Raw genomic sequence first — 13836 nt, forward strand, 5'->3', positions numbered from 1 at the left:
GCGACCGCGCCGGATCCCCACACCGCAAGGAGTCTCGTGATGTCCACGCCAGTTCCGCGTGCGCGCCGCACATTGCGCGCAGGTCTTGCCCTGCTCACCGGCCTCGTCCTGCTGACCGGATGCGGGTTGAGCAAGGCCGACTCGAACGGTTCGGAAGGTACGAACGGATCCGGGGGCGGGGCCGGTGACAGGAAGCTGGCCCTGAACGCCCCGCTGCCGACGACCGTGCCGAAGGGAACGACGCTCACCATCGGCGATCCGGCCACCCAGAAGGCCCTGGAGCTGTCCGGACAGATCGACAAGCTGCCGTTCAAGGCGAAGTGGGCCAACCTCAGCGGTGGCCCGCAGACCACCGAGGCCTTCCGCGCCGGCGCCCTCGACATCGGCTCCGTCGCGGACATCCCGCCGATCCACGCGACCTGGACCGGACTGCACGTGCGAATCGTCGCGGCGAAGTTCCGCGTGGACCCCCTTAATCACCCGATCTACCAGCTGGGCATCGCTCCCGGGGTGAAGGTGCGGTCGCTGGCAGACCTGCGTGGAAAGCGGATCGCCTACAGCCCCGGACAGGCACAGGGTGCGCTGGTCCTGCGGGTTCTGCAGAAGGCCGGGCTGAAGAAGTCCGACGTGACCTTGGTGGAGCTGCCGAGTACCGGCGACGTCTACCCCAACGCCCTCGCCGGCAGGCAGGTCGACGTCGCGCCGATCGGCGGCGTGGCCATCAACCGGTACCTCGGCAAGTACGGCAAGGACGGCGGCAGCACGATCCCGCACGGCCTGCGCGACGACCCCAGCCACCTCTACACCCAGGTGGCCACCCTGGAGGACCCGGCGAAGGCGGCGGCGATCCGTGCGTACGTGCAGTACTGGGCCCGCGCCCAGCTCTGGATCGACAGGCATCCGCAGGAGTGGATCGACGGCTACTACGTGAAGGACCAGGGCCTCACCGAGGAGGACGGGCGGTGGCTGGTCAAGGTGTCAGGCCATCCCGACATCCCCGCCGACTGGTCCGACGCGATCGCCCGCCAGCAACAGACCGTCGATCTGCTCGCCCGCGAGACCGACAAGCCGAAGTTGACAGCGGCGGACCTCTTCGACCGGCGGTTCGCCCCGGTCGCCGCCGACGCCATCCGGAACGAAGCGCCATGACACTCGTGAGAGGGCTGACCAACCGATGACCACCACCGCACCGCCCGTCCGGATACCGGCGCGGGCCACCACCACCGCACCGGTCCGGCGTGCCCGCCGGCTGGGTCCGGGACGGCCCATCCGGTTCGGCTCCGCCATCGGTCCCCTGCTGCTGCTCGCCCTGTGGTCGGCCGGATCGGCGACCGGCCTGATCGATCCGCGGATCCTGTCCGCTCCCTGGACCGTGGTCGCCACCACCATCGACCTGGTGAACGACGGCCGGCTGCCGGCCAACCTGGCCGTCTCCGCCCAGCGGGCCTTCCTCGGTCTGGCGATCGGAATCGGGGTCGGCACCGTACTCGCCCTCGCCTCCGGCCTGAACCGGCTGGGCGAGGCACTGATCGACGGACCGATCCAGATCAAGCGCGCGATACCTTCGCTGGCCTTGCTCCCGCTGCTGATCCTGTGGTTCGGGATCGGGGAGACGATGAAGGTCGTCACCATCACCCTCGGCGTGCTCGTCCCGGTCTACATCCACACCCACAACGGCCTGCGCACCATCGACAGCAGGTACGTCGAGCTCGCCCAGACCGTCGGTCTTCGCCGCTCGGAGTTCATCCGCCGAGTGGTCCTCCCCGGTGCGCTCCCGGGCTTCCTGCTCGGGCTGCGCTTCGCCGTGGTCGGGGCCTGGCTGGCCCTCGTGGTCGTGGAGCAGATCAACGCCACCAGCGGAATTGGCTACATGATGGAGCTGGCCCGCACCTACGGCCAGACCGACATCATCGTCGTCGGCCTGGTGGTCTACGGAATCCTCGGGCTGGCTTCCGACGGCGCCGTCCGACTCGTGCAGAGGAAGGCGCTGACATGGCGACGTACGCTGGCCGACTGACCGATCACGTGACAGCCGAACGGCAACCGAGGACCGTCGGGCCCGCGACGACCGCCGGACCCGCGGTGGCCGTCCGCTCCCTCGTCCGGAGGTTCGGGCAGCGGCTCGTCCTCGACCACCTGGACCTGGCGATCGAGCCGGGAGAGTTCGTCGCCCTGCTGGGTCGCAGCGGCTCGGGCAAGAGCACGCTGCTCCGCGCGCTGGCCGGACTCGACCACGACGTGGAGGGCACCGGACTCGTCGAGGTGCCGCGTAACGTCTCGGTGGTCTTCCAGGACTCCCGGCTGCTGCCGTGGCAACGCGTGCTTGACAACGTGACGCTCGGCCTGTCCGGAGCGGGAACGACGGACAGGGGCCGGGAGAGCCTTGCCGAGGTCGGGCTGGCCGGCCGGGAGCAGGCCTGGCCGAACCAGCTGTCCGGCGGCGAACAACAGCGCGTCGCGCTGGCCCGCTCGCTGGTCCGTGAGCCGGAGCTGCTCCTCGCCGACGAACCGTTCGGCAGCCTGGACGCGCTCACCCGGATCCGCATGCACGGACTGCTCCGCCAGCTGTGCGAGCGGCACCGTCCGGCGGTGCTGCTGGTCACCCACGACGTCGACGAGGCGATCGCCCTCGCGGACCGGGTGCTGGTGCTCACCGACGGCCGGGTCGACACCGAGGTCGAGGTGACGATCGACCCGCCGCGCGACCCGTCCGACCCGCGCTTCGCCGCACTCCGTTCCCGGCTCCTCGCCCACCTGGGCATTGTCAACGGTGGCTTGCAGCCCACCGGACCCGACCTTGTGTCCCGTCGACCCGAAGAGGTCTCCCGATGAGCACATCCAGCCGCAAACCCCTTCACCTGAACGCGTTCCTCATGAGTACTGGCCATCACGAGGCGTCGTGGCGACTGCCGGAGAGCAACCCCCACGCCAACACCGACGTCGAGCACTACCGCGAGCTGGCAAGGATCGCCGAGCGGGGCACCTTCGACTCGGTCTTCTTCGCCGACAGCCCTGCCCTGTTCGGCGACGTGGGCAGGCGGCCTTCGGGCTCGCTGGAACCGACCGTCCTGCTCACCGCGATCGCTGCCGCCACCGAACGCATCGGCCTGATCGCCACCGCGTCCACCACCTACAACGACCCGTACAACCTGGCCCGCAGGTTCGCCTCGGTCGACCACGTGAGCGGCGGTCGCGCGGGATGGAACGTCGTGACCACCGCCTCGGTGGACGCGGCCCGCAACTTCGGGCTGGAGGAGCTCCCGAGCCACCGCGACCGATACGCCCGGGCGGCGGAGTTCCTCGAGGTGGCGCGCCGGTTGTGGGACAGCTGGGACGACGACGCGGCCCTTGCCGACAAGGAAGGTGGGGTGTGGGCGGACGCGTCGCGCGTCCACCGCGTCGACCATGCCGGGGAGTACTTCCGGGTGCAGGGACCACTCAACGTGCCCCGGTCGCCGCAGGGTCATCCCGTCCTCGTCCAGGCCGGGTCGTCGGAGGACGGGAAGACCCTCGCCTCGGAGTACGCCGAGGCGGTGTTCACCGCGCAGCAGACCCTCGCCGACGCGCAGGCGTTCTACGCCGACCTGAAGGCGCGGGTTGCCCGAGCCGGGCGTGATCCCGAAGCCGTGAAGATCCTTCCCGGCATCGTGCCCGTCCTCGGTGCGACCGAGGCCGAGGCCCGGGCCCGCGAGGAGCAACTGGACCAGCTGATCGTGCCCGAGTACGCCCGGGAGCAGTTGGCCCGCACCCTTCGCGTCGCCCCCGACGACCTGCCGCTGGACCGGGAACTACCGGCGGACCTTCCGGACGAGGACGAGATCGAGGGGGCCAAGAGCCGCTACACCCTCATCGTCACCCTGGCCCGCCGGGAGCGACTGACCGTACGGCAGCTGATCGGCCGGCTCGGTGGCGGCCGCGGGCACCGGACGTTCAGCGGTACGCCCGAACAGGTGGCAGACGCGCTCGCGGAGTGGCACGCCAAGGGCGCTGCCGACGGATTCAACGTCATGCCGGCGGTGCTGCCGAGCGGGCTGTCGGAGTTCGTCGACCACGTGGTGCCCATCCTGCGCCGGCGCGGCCTCTTCCGTACCGAGTACACCGGGACGACGCTGCGCCACCACTACGGCCTGGACCGCCCGGTCAGCTCCTTCGCCCGTGACCACGACCGGACCCACCAACTCGACCTGCTCGGCGCCTGAGCCGGTGTCCATGGAGGACCTGATGACCACGTTTCTCGAAGCACCCTCCGGTATCACCCCGGACCTCTACCGCGCGGTCTTCCGCCGGTACGCCGCGGGGGTCGTCATCGTCACCGCGGACGCGGGGTTCGGCCCGGTGGGCTTCACCGCGACGTCGCTCGCGTCGATCTCCCTGGATCCGCCGCTGGTGTCGTTCGCCCTGTCCACCAACGCCTCGAGCTGGCCCACCATCGCCGCCGCCGAGAGCGTGGTGGTCAACTTCGTCGGGGCGCACGACCACACTCTCGCGGCGAGGTTCGCGACCAGCGGTATCGACCGTTTCGCCGGCCCCACCCGGTGGTCGCGGCTGCGCACCGGTGAGCCGGTGCTGGACGACGCGGCGGGACACCTGCGCGGGCGGATCGACTACCGCTACCCGGTCGGCGACCACCACCTGGTGGTCGCCGAGGTCACCGCCGCCGCCACCAGGCAGCACGCGCCGCTGGTCTACCACGCCGGAACGTACGCCACGGTAGGGCCGACGCCAACGCACGCTCCGACGTCGGCGCCATCGCCAGTGCCCACACCGGCGCCGGCACCGCCCGCCTGACTCCCCTTTCCGGATGCGAGCGCCCCGCCCGTGATTGACCACGGGCGGGGCGCAGACGTGCGGGTCTCAGGACGCCTTCTGAACCGCCTTCTGCAGTTGGGCTCTGGTCATCTTCGACCGGCCCTCGATGCCGAGCTCGGTGGCGCGGTCGTACAGGTCCTGCTTGCTGAGCTCGGCGACGTCGGCCGACCTGGAGCGCCCGCTCGCACCGTCGCCCGCCGCCTTCCGCGTGCCCGCCCCGCCGCCGCCGGACTTCGCGGCCTTCTTCGCACCGGCCGACTTCTTCGCGGTCTTCTTCGCGGCCTTCTTGGCGCCCGCATCCGAACGCCCTGCACCGCCGCGTCCGGACCGGCTGCTCCTCGCCTCGTCGACGCTGCGGCGCAACGCGTCCATCAGGTCGACGACGTTGCTCTCCTCCGGCTCGTACTCCTCGACCTCGATCTCCTTGCCCTTGGCCTTGTCCTTCACGATGCCGAGCAGGCGTTCACGGTAGGTGTCGTGGTACTGCTCCGGCTTCCACGGCGTGGTGAGCTGCTCGATCAGGTTGACCGCCGCCTTGACCTCACGCGAGTTGCTCCGGGTGGTCGAGGGCAGGGAGTCGACCACCTCCTCCGGGTCGCGTACCTCGTCGGCGAACAGCAGCGTCTCCAGCACCAGCACGCGCTTCCAGGGCCGGATCACCGCGAGGTACTCCTTGCCGCGCATCACGAACGAGCCCACCCCGGCCAGGCCGGACTGCTCCATCGCGTCGCGCAGCAGGGCGTAGGCCTCGTGCGCGCTCTCCTCCCGCGGGGCGAGGTAGTAGCTCTTCTCGTAGTAGACGGGATCGATCTCGGCGAGGTCGACGAAGTCGGTGATCTCCAGCGAGCGGGACCTGCCCAGGCTGGCCGAGTCGACCTCCTCCTGGGTCAGCGTGACGAACTTGTCGCCGGGTAGTTCGTAGCCCTTCACCACGTCCTTGTACTCGACCTCACGGTCGGTGCCCTCCGCGACGCGCTTGTAGCGCACCCGGGCGTTGGAACCGGCCTCACGCTGGTGGAAGGACACGTCCTTCTGCTCGGTCGCGCTCAGCAGTCTCACCGGGACGTTCACCAGCCCGAAGCTCAGCGATCCGTTCCAAATCGGACGTGCCATGTCGTTCACCTCTGCGCTGTGTGGAGTTCGGGGTTCGAGGTTTGGGACTTCGAGGTTTGGCGTTTCGAGGTTGGGGTTCGAGGTCGGTTGTCTGTGTCAGGTCGTCTACCCCTGAGGGCCCGCGCTACCCCCCGGGGGCGGGCGCCCAGGGTTGGGGTTCGGTGCGGACGGTCTCGCCGGTACGCACGGCCTGGGCGATCATCATGCCGAGATAGTGGTCCTGGCAGGCCTGCGCCAAGCCGTAGAAGCCGGGGCCGCCCGCCGCGTGCTCGACCATCCGCGCCAGGCAGGTGGCGATGGCGATCTCGTCGTCGTACAACCTGGCCGGCGCGAACGGGTTCTGGTAGACCCACCGGTCGCCGGCCATGATGCCCTGCAGGAAGTAGCCCTCGGCGTTCTCCCACTCGCCGCGGTTGACCCGGGTGAGCTCGAAGTCCAGCGGAGTGCCGGACGGCTCCTGGACGCGGACCCGCCGGTCGAAGATCTCACCGCGGTGGCCCCGCACCGACACGTGGTTGGACCTGATCCAGGACCGGTGCTGGTTGGCGGTGAAGTCGTAGCAGCCGAGCCGATCGCCGAAGTCCAGCCAGGCGAGGTCGCGTTCGGAGGTGACCAGGACGTCCTCGCGCGGAGGGCCTTCGCGGGTCGGCCCGGCCACCCACGGCGACTCGAACCGCATGCCGCGGATGACCGCGTCGTCGTAGCCCACGCCGAGGAAGAGACGCAACAGGCTGACGGCGTGGTAGAGGTGCGAGAACGACACGGTGGCCTGGGTGACCGGGCCCAGCCTGCCCTCCCGGATCAGCGCCAGCCGCGCCTGGTTGACCGGGTGCAGGTGGTACTGCTCGGCCACCTGGACGCGGGCGCCGGTCCCGGCGAGGTCGGCGTACAACCGGTGCAGGCCGGCAAGGTCGGGAGCGGGCGGGGTCTCGGCCAGGACGGGCATCCCGCGCCCGGCCAGGTCGCGGATGTAGTCGGCGCCGGCCGCCGCGGGCACGGACACCACGACGAAATCGGGGAGGTCCGGACGCGTGCGGGCCAGGAGGTCGTCGAGGGTACGAAACGTCGGAACGTCCCACCGGCGTTCCATCTCCCGGCCGCGCTCGGCGTCGCGCACCACCAGCCCGGCCACCCGGAACCGCTCCGGCAGCGCCCGTGCGATCCGCAGGAAGTACTGCGCCCGGAAGCCGGCGCCGCCGACGACCCCGAACGTCGCCACACCGGTCATCACCTGCTCCCTTCCAGCCGAGGTGGCCGGACGTTCCCTCGCCGGGGCAAACCCGGCGAACCCGTCGCGGACCGCCCGTCACGGCGCAGATTACCCGCGTCCCACCGGCGTCGCCGACGCTGCGACGCGGAGGCGGCGACGCGGAGGCGCCGTGAGCGGTTTGATGGAGGCATGCGCGCGGAGTCCTTCCTGCAGACACGCCGCACCTGGGTCGGTGCGGTGGCCGCCGTGCTTCCGCTGGTGGTGTGCGCGGCGCTGGCGCCGTTCCGGGAGAGCGTGGCCAACACCGACGTCGCCCTGGCCCTGGTGCTGCTGATCGTCGCGGCGGCCTCCACCGGCGTCCGATGGGCCGGGGTCGTCGCCGCGGCCTCCAGCGCGGTGTGGTTCGACTTCTTCCTCACCCGGCCGTACCACCAGCTCACCATCGCCAACCGGGAGGACGTGGAGACCGCCGTACTCCTGGTCACCGTCGGCGTCGCGGTCTCCGAGATCGCCCACTGGGGACGCCGCCAGCAGGCACGCGCCAGCCGCCAGGAGGGATACCTGTCCGGGGTTGTCCGTACGTCAGCCGCGGTCGCCGCAGGCCGGGAGTCACCGGACTCCCTCACCTCCCACGTCGCCCACCAGATCACCGACGTCCTGCGGATCGACGACTGCCGCTTCGACCCTTCCGGCGGGAACGGCGGTGACGGAATGGCGACGATGGACGGCGACGGCCACGTGACCCGGCACGGGCGCCCGCTGGACGTCGACAGGTACGGACTGCCGACGGACGCCGAGACCTCGCTCGTCGTCCGCAGCGGCGGCGTCGTACACGGCCGGTTCCTGCTGGTCGCGGCGACCGAGGTGGTGCACCCGACGCTGGAGCAGCGGCAGGTGGCGGCCACTCTCGCCAGCCAGCTCGGCGCGGCGCTGTCCAGGCCGAGCACCCAATCGTGACGCCGACGCTCTGGACGCCGCCCGGCGCACCTGTCACCGTGCGGGCATGAACGGAATCGTGGGACTGGTCCTGGTTGTCGCGGCACTGGTCGTCCTGGGAGTTGCCCTGATCGTGGTCGGGCGGCGACGAGAACGTCGCGGGTCCGCAGGAGACCTCGCCACGCCGCGCGACGACGGTACGACCGGCAACGACCTTCCCCGCGCTGGCGAGGACAAGGGCCACGCCTGGTTCTCCGGTGGGTGGGGCGGCGGCGACGGCGGCGCCGGAGGCGACGGCAGCTGAGAGCCGCGGCCTTTCGTGACAACCGGCCGGGCGCATCAGAGGACCTGTAGAACAATTTCCCTTCGCCGGCATTGTCCGGATCAGGTAGCTGGGGGTCGTCCAGACGATCTCTCGACCGTCCGGGCCTCTCAGCCCTCTCGGGCTCCCTCGCTTGCTCCACAGGCCTTGTTACCAAACTCCCACGCCTCGCGGGCGCCGCGTAGGGCAGAAGGTCCCCACCGGCCCGTACGGCGGACATCCCGGCGGCCGGGACGTCCGGCCGGGCCGTTCGCCCCTGGCTCGGCGGTGGCGCGTCGTCGAGCGTGGAGGGAAACCATCCGAGTGCCGGCATGTTTCCCCGGAGGCGACGATGACGATCCGCCCACACGCCCTGGCCCGTGCGGAGAACACCACCCACGCCTGGCTGCACACCGTCGCGCAGGAGCTGGGCAGCGACGACCCGGAGTTCACCTTCCGGGCAGTGCGCACCTGGCTGCACTGCGTCCGGGACCGGCTCACGGTGGAGAGCGCCGCCCACCTCGCCGCCCAGCTGCCCGAACTCCTGCGCGGCGTCTTCTACGACGGCTGGTCGCCCAGCCGGGTGCCGACGAAGGCGGACGCGGAGGAGACCGCCGAACGTTTCGCGCACGAGGCGATGATCCCGCTCGGTGAGGTGCACCCCGTGGCCGCCGCGGTGACGGCGGCGATGCGCGAGCAGTTCTCCCCCGGCCAACTGGACACGACGTTCGCGAATCTGCCGGTACGCCTGCGGGCGTTGTTCGAACCCGATCCCGACCGCGCACCCAGTGGTGACGGACGGACCGGCGGCCGCGGTGAGCAGACCGCCGAACGCGTTCCCAGTCAGCGCAACCGTGCCGAGGCCGCCGTCAACGAGAGGTTGGCAGACTTCGAACGCCACCTGCAGGCGCTCACCGAGGCCGTCCGGGTACTCGCCGTCGGGATGGAGGAGGTTCCCGTCGACGAACCGTCCACCCAGCGGGCCGCGCGAGCAGCGCGCCGGGCACACCAGCTGCTGCTCGCCGCCGGCCGGGAGCTGTGACCACACCGTTCCGCTCGTACCGAGTGCGGCTTCGCCCCCGCGCCGCGTAGAAGCCTGCCGGGCCGGTGTGGACGTTGGCCCGGATCATCTCGAAATGGGGAGTGTCCCCGTAAACGTGCCTCCTGGCTCAGCTCGGCTTTATGTAGTACTGGCAGGGATTCGTCGGGGCGGGCGACATGTAGACCCAGGCGCCCTCGGTGGTGAACTTCGGCCAGTTGCCGATCTTGTTCGCCACCGTGCCGTAGCCGTTGGGCAGCATCGCGATCCCGATGGCGTGGAAGCGCTGCTTGGCGATCCGCAGGATCTCCTTCATCAACCGGACCTGTTCGTCCATGTCGGACGTCGCGTTCACCTTGTCGTACAACGCCATCTGCTGCCGGACGTCGGCCGGCGGACGCTCGCCGGCCTTGCCCTTCGTGTTGTACCACTCCGCCCACTTCACCCCGAAGAACGAGTACGGGTTGAGCAACGGCAGGTAGTTGTAGGGGTTCAGCAGCACCACGCCGTCCAGGCCACCCTCTCCCGCCCACACCGAGAAGTCGTGTTTGTTGGCCTGGCCGCGTTCGACCACGATCTCCGGGCTGCCGGTGTTGACGTGTGCGTCGATGCCGACCTTCTGCCAGAAGTTGACCACCAGTGCCAGCACGTCCGCCCAGGTGGGGACGATGGTGGCCACGTCGACGAGGAACGAGATGGGCTTGCCGTCCGGTCCCAGGCGCACTCCCCTGGCGTTCTTCTTCGGGTACTCCTTGTCCAGGATCTCGTTCGCCTTGGCCACGTCGTACTCGGTGTACTGCGTGGCCATCTCCTTGTCGAGGTAGGTCGACTCCTTGCGAGGCGCCACCTGCCAGGGCTCACCCTGCCGCTGGAACACGGCCTTGATGATCTCCCGCCGGTTGATCGCGTACGACAACCCGACCCGGAAGTTGCGGTTGTTGAAGATCTCCCGCTTGACCGGGTCCTCGTGGGTGAGGTTGGGGTAGATGCAGGCGACGTTCATCGCCTCGGGCACGACGTCGAACAGCCGGAAGTTGCCGCGGTCGCGGTACTTCGCCACGACCGGCTTGTCCTTCAGCTGCGGCGTGGAAACGTCGATCTCGCCGTTGAGCGTCTTGAGCAGAGCGGCCTCGTCGTCGCCCACCACCTGGTAGACGATCCGGTCGATGTAGGGCAGCTGGCTGCCCTCCGGGTCGACCTTCCAGTAGTACGGGTTGCGTTCCACCACCACCTGGGACTTCTGGTCGGAGGAGGTGGTGAGGACCCACGCGTACAACGTCGGCTTGTGCGGGTTGCGGCCGAAGCTCCAGGTGCCGCCCACGTCCTGCAGGACGGCGATCCCGTCCTTGAAGCCGATCTTCTTGGCCTCGGTGGCGTGCTGGGGGTTGTACTTCGGGTGGAAGCGTTCGAGGTAGTGGCGGGGGTAGTCGGTCAGTGCCGCGCCGCGCCGGGTGGCGAGGTAGTTGACGAACGTCCCGTTGGGCTTTGTGAAGGTGACCTTGACGGTGTGGTCGTCCACCTTGGCGGCCTTCATGTCACCGAACGGCGGGACCGAGGTGATCCGCTTGTCCATCAGGATGTCCTGGACGGCGAACACCACGTCGTCGGGCCCGAACGGCTTTCCGTCCGACCAGCGCATGCCCTCGCGGAGCACGAAGACGTACTCCGTGCTGTCGGCGTTGACCTGGTAGCTGGTGGCGATGTCCGGGATGACCTTCTTGAACGTCGGGTCCCAGCGCACGAGGTTCTCGTACCCCGCGAAGGAGTAGATGGTGGCCGCGTCGCTGTAGGCCTCGCCGGACAGCCGCAGGTGCCAGGCGCCGCCGTACCTCCCGACCTTCTCGTTCGGCTGCACCACCAGCGGTTTGCTGGGCAACCTGTCCTTGACAGGGGGCAGTTTCCCGGCCTTGACCTGGGCGGCCAGCGCGGGTGGTTCCTTGGTCTTCTTCGCCGTGCCGGCGTCGGAGTCACTGCCGGTGGGCTTGGTGGACAGGAAGCTGCACGCGCTTCCGGTCACCGCGACCGTCACGGCGACACCACCCACCCGCAGGACGTCCCGTCGGGTCACCGCTCCTGTCATGTCCGCCTCCTGGGCTTGCAGCCGCATCGGGGTCTACCAGCGATCCAGGCCCAGCAGGCGCCGGCCCAGTGAGGTCAGCTCGGCCGGCCGGCCGCGCGCCGCCTCGATCCCCCGGGGGTCGCCGGGGAAGGCACGGTGGTGTGCGGGCGGGCGGTTCTCCTGCCAGGCGGCGATGCGTGCCTGCCGCGCCTGCTCGTCGTTCTCCCGTGCGGGGTTCATCGAGATGTACTGCGCCAGCCGGGGCCGGTCGGTGTGGTTGTCGCCGTTGCCGTGCGCCAGCAGGCTGGTCCAGATGACCATGTCGCCGGCGCGCAGCGGCACCTGCACCGGAGTGTGCTCGGTCAGGTCCGCCTGGCGGGACCGGCCGTACTTCTCCAGGTAGGAAGGGAGGTTCTGGTAGATGCTCGGGACGCACTGGAAGCCACCCATGTCCTCGGTGGTGTCGGCCAGTGCAAGCACGCCCTGCACACCGAACGGGATGTCGGGATACCGCTCGAGATCGGTGTCCCAGTGCAGGAATCCCCGGTGGTGGTAATCGGGGTAGTCGGGAACCGACGGCGGTTTGAGGTTCGTACGGTCGATGCTCACCCAGAGCCGTTCGCTGCCGAAGATCTCGGCGAACACCTCGTGCACCCGCTCGTCCTGACGGGTGTCCCACATCGACTGGTAGTGATACATCTCCACCATGCCGGTGGGTGCGATCCGGTCCGGGGCGTACCACGTCCTCGGGTCGTTCGGGTCGGCGCCGGTGTGGCGCCAGATGTCTGCCACCACGGCGTCCACGTTCTTTCTCGGGACCACGCCGGGCACCACGACGTAGCCCTGTTCGTCGATGCGGCGACGAAGTTTCGACATGCGGATCTCCTCGGCCGGAGCCACTGCACGCGGAATTTCGCCTTCTGCCTAACAGGCGGGATCGGGGCCGTCAAACAACTGGCCGCCCACGGTCAGCAATCAACCGACGCCGGACCCGTTTGGCGGCTGTGTGCGGGTTGGGAAACCAGCAGTTGGCAGTACGAGAGCCCGCAGGCGCATGCGCACACAGCGGGTTCGCCGCTGCCCCGGCCGGACACAAACCGACGGCCGGACAGACCTGAGGGGGTTCGGGTGGGTGCGCTGCGATCCGTCGCGGACCTGGTCTGCTCGGCTGTCGCCGTGGCCGGTGGCCTGCTTCTGCTGTGGGCCGGTCTCGGCCACGCGCGCGAGTTCGGCCGGCTCCGGGCGACTCTTCTGTCACACGGCCTGCTGCCCGGTGGACAGCGCCGCGCCGGCGCGGCCGTGCTCGTGGCGGCCGAGGTCGGCGTTGGCGGTGCCGTCATCACGGGCGTCCTGTCCTCGTTGCGCGGGTCCTCGGCTCTGCCGAGCAGGCTCGTCCTGCCCGCGATGGTCGGCGAGGCCCTTGTCTACACAGGATTTCTGGCGTACCTGACGGTGTTGCGCCGCGTCCGTCCGGGAGCGGCCTGCGGTTGCCTGAGTGGCGACGGGCCGGTCCGGGCACCCGTCCTGGTGCGGGCCGGAGTGTTCGCCGTGGCCGCGGCGGTCACCGCGCCTCTCGCCCGCAATCCCACTCCGTTCCTCGGCAGCCTGACCGGGCTGGGTCGGCTCGCGTCGGTGTCCGTACTCGTCCCGGCACTGGTCCTCGCCGTTCTCGCCGCCCTGCTGCCCGGCTCGCTTCGGGTCGCATCGGCAGCCCAGGCGACCAGCGCCGACGCGCCCGGCGGCCGTCCGCTCGCCCAACCGTCGTCTCGAACCACCTCGCTCCGGAGGCAGTGATGGAAGCTCTTGTCGGCGCGGTCGTCCTCGCCTGGTTGGCGTTGGTGCTCCTCGCCTTCGCGATGGCCGGCATCCTGCGCCAGCTCCGCGACCTGCAGGCCGCAGTCGCCGCGGCCGGCGTGGTGGGCCTGGCCGCCGCGACGGACGGTGGAGCGGACGGTGTGGGAACGATCCCGGACAAATCCGAGACGCCGCTGTCGGTACGCCCACGAGACGATGCGGTGTGCGCCGTCGTCCTGCTCGTGGACGACAGCTGCCCGGTGTGCGCGGAGGTCGCGCCCCACTTCGACGACCTGGCGAACAAGTCCTCGGCGGCGGTGGACTTCGTGGTGCTCGCCCGGGCGCCGGTGGCGAAGTTCACCGGGCTCACCGGCGCGCGGTTCGTCGCGGACCCGGCCGCCTGCCACCTGCTGGACCCCGGCTGGCGGCCGGCGATCGTGGTCCTCGACCGGGCCGGTGCCATGGTGACCCGCGAACCGGCCGGCTCGAAGAAGGTCGTCGAAGCGGTGGTCACCGACGCCGAGGCGCTGGCCGAGGCCTCCACCTCGGCCCGCACCCGGGACGGCTGACGTCGC

At 70.1% G+C, this 13836-nt stretch carries 14 protein-coding genes; 10 read left to right on the forward strand and 4 right to left on the reverse strand.

The window, feature by feature from the left end:
• The first annotated feature begins 39 nt into the window (after window positions 1-39).
• Genes BLU27_RS00950 through BLU27_RS00970 form a run of 5 tightly spaced genes read left to right on the forward strand, consistent with a single transcriptional unit; the run spans window position 40 to window position 4788 of the window.
• Window positions 40-1149 carry an ABC transporter substrate-binding protein gene (locus tag BLU27_RS00950; RefSeq protein ID WP_197681626.1) on the forward strand — a complete coding sequence of 370 codons (1110 nt, stop codon included), beginning with the start codon at window positions 40-42 and terminating at the stop codon, window positions 1147-1149.
• Window positions 1150-1174: 25 nt separating this feature from the next.
• Window positions 1175-2017: an ABC transporter permease gene (locus tag BLU27_RS00955; protein ID WP_092649672.1), complete on the forward strand. Its 843-nt coding sequence runs from the start codon at window positions 1175-1177 to the stop codon at window positions 2015-2017.
• Window positions 1993-2832 (forward strand): ABC transporter ATP-binding protein, encoded by an 840-nt coding sequence (locus BLU27_RS00960; protein WP_092649674.1) that lies wholly within the window; start codon window positions 1993-1995, stop codon window positions 2830-2832. Before BLU27_RS00955 ends, BLU27_RS00960 begins: the two co-directional genes overlap by 25 nt.
• Entirely contained in the window at window positions 2829-4199 is a 1371-nt protein-coding gene (locus tag BLU27_RS00965; RefSeq protein WP_092649676.1) for an LLM class flavin-dependent oxidoreductase, read from the forward strand. Before BLU27_RS00960 ends, BLU27_RS00965 begins: the two co-directional genes overlap by 4 nt.
• A gap of 22 nt (window positions 4200-4221) precedes the next feature.
• Complete coding sequence (locus BLU27_RS00970; RefSeq protein ID WP_092656975.1) at window positions 4222-4788, forward strand: flavin reductase family protein; 567 nt, start codon at window positions 4222-4224, stop codon at window positions 4786-4788.
• A gap of 66 nt (window positions 4789-4854) precedes the next feature.
• On the opposite strand, the gene ku is transcribed toward BLU27_RS00970, so the two are convergent.
• Window positions 4855-5922 carry a non-homologous end joining protein Ku gene (ku, locus tag BLU27_RS00975; RefSeq protein ID WP_092649678.1) on the reverse strand — a complete coding sequence of 356 codons (1068 nt, stop codon included), beginning with the start codon at window positions 5920-5922 and terminating at the stop codon, window positions 4855-4857.
• Window positions 5923-6046: 124 nt separating this feature from the next.
• Window positions 6047-7150 carry a Gfo/Idh/MocA family protein gene (locus BLU27_RS00980; RefSeq protein WP_092649680.1) on the reverse strand — a complete coding sequence of 368 codons (1104 nt, stop codon included), beginning with the start codon at window positions 7148-7150 and terminating at the stop codon, window positions 6047-6049.
• Between the two features lie 171 nt (window positions 7151-7321).
• Here BLU27_RS00980 and BLU27_RS00985 point away from each other — a divergent pair, with 171 nt between their 5' ends.
• The 3 genes from BLU27_RS00985 (at window position 7322) to BLU27_RS00995 (ending at window position 9411) form a co-directional block, all read left to right on the forward strand.
• The gene (locus BLU27_RS00985; protein ID WP_092649682.1) at window positions 7322-8089 is read left to right on the forward strand and encodes a DUF4118 domain-containing protein; all 768 of its coding nucleotides are present in this window, start codon (window positions 7322-7324) and stop codon (window positions 8087-8089) included.
• A 46-nt stretch (window positions 8090-8135) separates the two neighbouring features.
• The gene (locus tag BLU27_RS00990; protein WP_092649684.1) at window positions 8136-8372 is read left to right on the forward strand and encodes a hypothetical protein; all 237 of its coding nucleotides are present in this window, start codon (window positions 8136-8138) and stop codon (window positions 8370-8372) included.
• A gap of 349 nt (window positions 8373-8721) precedes the next feature.
• On the forward strand, window positions 8722-9411 hold the full coding sequence (locus BLU27_RS00995; protein WP_092649686.1) for a DUF2267 domain-containing protein: 690 nt from the start codon (window positions 8722-8724) through the stop codon (window positions 9409-9411).
• A 127-nt stretch (window positions 9412-9538) separates the two neighbouring features.
• Here the strand turns inward: BLU27_RS00995 and BLU27_RS01000 are convergent, their stop codons facing one another.
• Window positions 9539-11488: an ABC transporter substrate-binding protein gene (locus tag BLU27_RS01000; RefSeq protein ID WP_157728134.1), complete on the reverse strand. Its 1950-nt coding sequence runs from the start codon at window positions 11486-11488 to the stop codon at window positions 9539-9541.
• Between the two features lie 33 nt (window positions 11489-11521).
• On the reverse strand, window positions 11522-12343 hold the full coding sequence (locus BLU27_RS01005; protein WP_092649690.1) for a phytanoyl-CoA dioxygenase family protein: 822 nt from the start codon (window positions 12341-12343) through the stop codon (window positions 11522-11524).
• Between the two features lie 252 nt (window positions 12344-12595).
• On the opposite strand from BLU27_RS01005, the gene BLU27_RS01010 reads away from it, so the two are divergent.
• Entirely contained in the window at window positions 12596-13261 is a 666-nt protein-coding gene (locus tag BLU27_RS01010) for a MauE/DoxX family redox-associated membrane protein (RefSeq protein ID WP_092649692.1), read from the forward strand.
• Window positions 13261-13830, forward strand: coding sequence for a hypothetical protein (locus BLU27_RS01015; RefSeq protein ID WP_092649694.1), 570 nt, complete (start codon window positions 13261-13263; stop codon window positions 13828-13830). The genes BLU27_RS01010 and BLU27_RS01015 overlap by 1 nt, the downstream gene beginning before the upstream one ends.
• The last annotated feature ends 6 nt before the right edge of the window (window positions 13831-13836 follow it).

This window comes from Actinopolymorpha singaporensis (assembly GCF_900104745.1).
Lineage (GTDB): Bacteria > Actinomycetota > Actinomycetes > Propionibacteriales > Actinopolymorphaceae > Actinopolymorpha > Actinopolymorpha singaporensis.

Excerpts from the sequence above, each read along its gene's own strand:
- BLU27_RS00980 (WP_092649680.1), bottom strand. The coding sequence starts at position 7,150 with ATGACCGGTGTGGCGACGTTCGGGGTCGTCGGCGGCGCCGGCTTCCGG.
- BLU27_RS01005 (WP_092649690.1), bottom strand. The coding sequence starts at position 12,343 with ATGTCGAAACTTCGTCGCCGCATCGACGAACAGGGCTACGTCGTGGTG.
- BLU27_RS01015 (WP_092649694.1), top strand. The coding sequence starts at position 13,261 with ATGGAAGCTCTTGTCGGCGCGGTCGTCCTCGCCTGGTTGGCGTTGGTG.
- BLU27_RS00990 (WP_092649684.1), top strand. The coding sequence starts at position 8,136 with ATGAACGGAATCGTGGGACTGGTCCTGGTTGTCGCGGCACTGGTCGTC.
- BLU27_RS00965 (WP_092649676.1), top strand. The coding sequence starts at position 2,829 with ATGAGCACATCCAGCCGCAAACCCCTTCACCTGAACGCGTTCCTCATG.
- ku (WP_092649678.1), bottom strand. The coding sequence starts at position 5,922 with ATGGCACGTCCGATTTGGAACGGATCGCTGAGCTTCGGGCTGGTGAAC.
- BLU27_RS00960 (WP_092649674.1), top strand. The coding sequence starts at position 1,993 with ATGGCGACGTACGCTGGCCGACTGACCGATCACGTGACAGCCGAACGG.
- BLU27_RS00995 (WP_092649686.1), top strand. The coding sequence starts at position 8,722 with ATGACGATCCGCCCACACGCCCTGGCCCGTGCGGAGAACACCACCCAC.
- BLU27_RS00970 (WP_092656975.1), top strand. The coding sequence starts at position 4,222 with ATGACCACGTTTCTCGAAGCACCCTCCGGTATCACCCCGGACCTCTAC.
- BLU27_RS01000 (WP_157728134.1), bottom strand. The coding sequence starts at position 11,488 with ATGACAGGAGCGGTGACCCGACGGGACGTCCTGCGGGTGGGTGGTGTC.
- BLU27_RS00950 (WP_197681626.1), top strand. The coding sequence starts at position 40 with ATGTCCACGCCAGTTCCGCGTGCGCGCCGCACATTGCGCGCAGGTCTT.
- BLU27_RS00955 (WP_092649672.1), top strand. The coding sequence starts at position 1,175 with ATGACCACCACCGCACCGCCCGTCCGGATACCGGCGCGGGCCACCACC.
- BLU27_RS00985 (WP_092649682.1), top strand. The coding sequence starts at position 7,322 with ATGCGCGCGGAGTCCTTCCTGCAGACACGCCGCACCTGGGTCGGTGCG.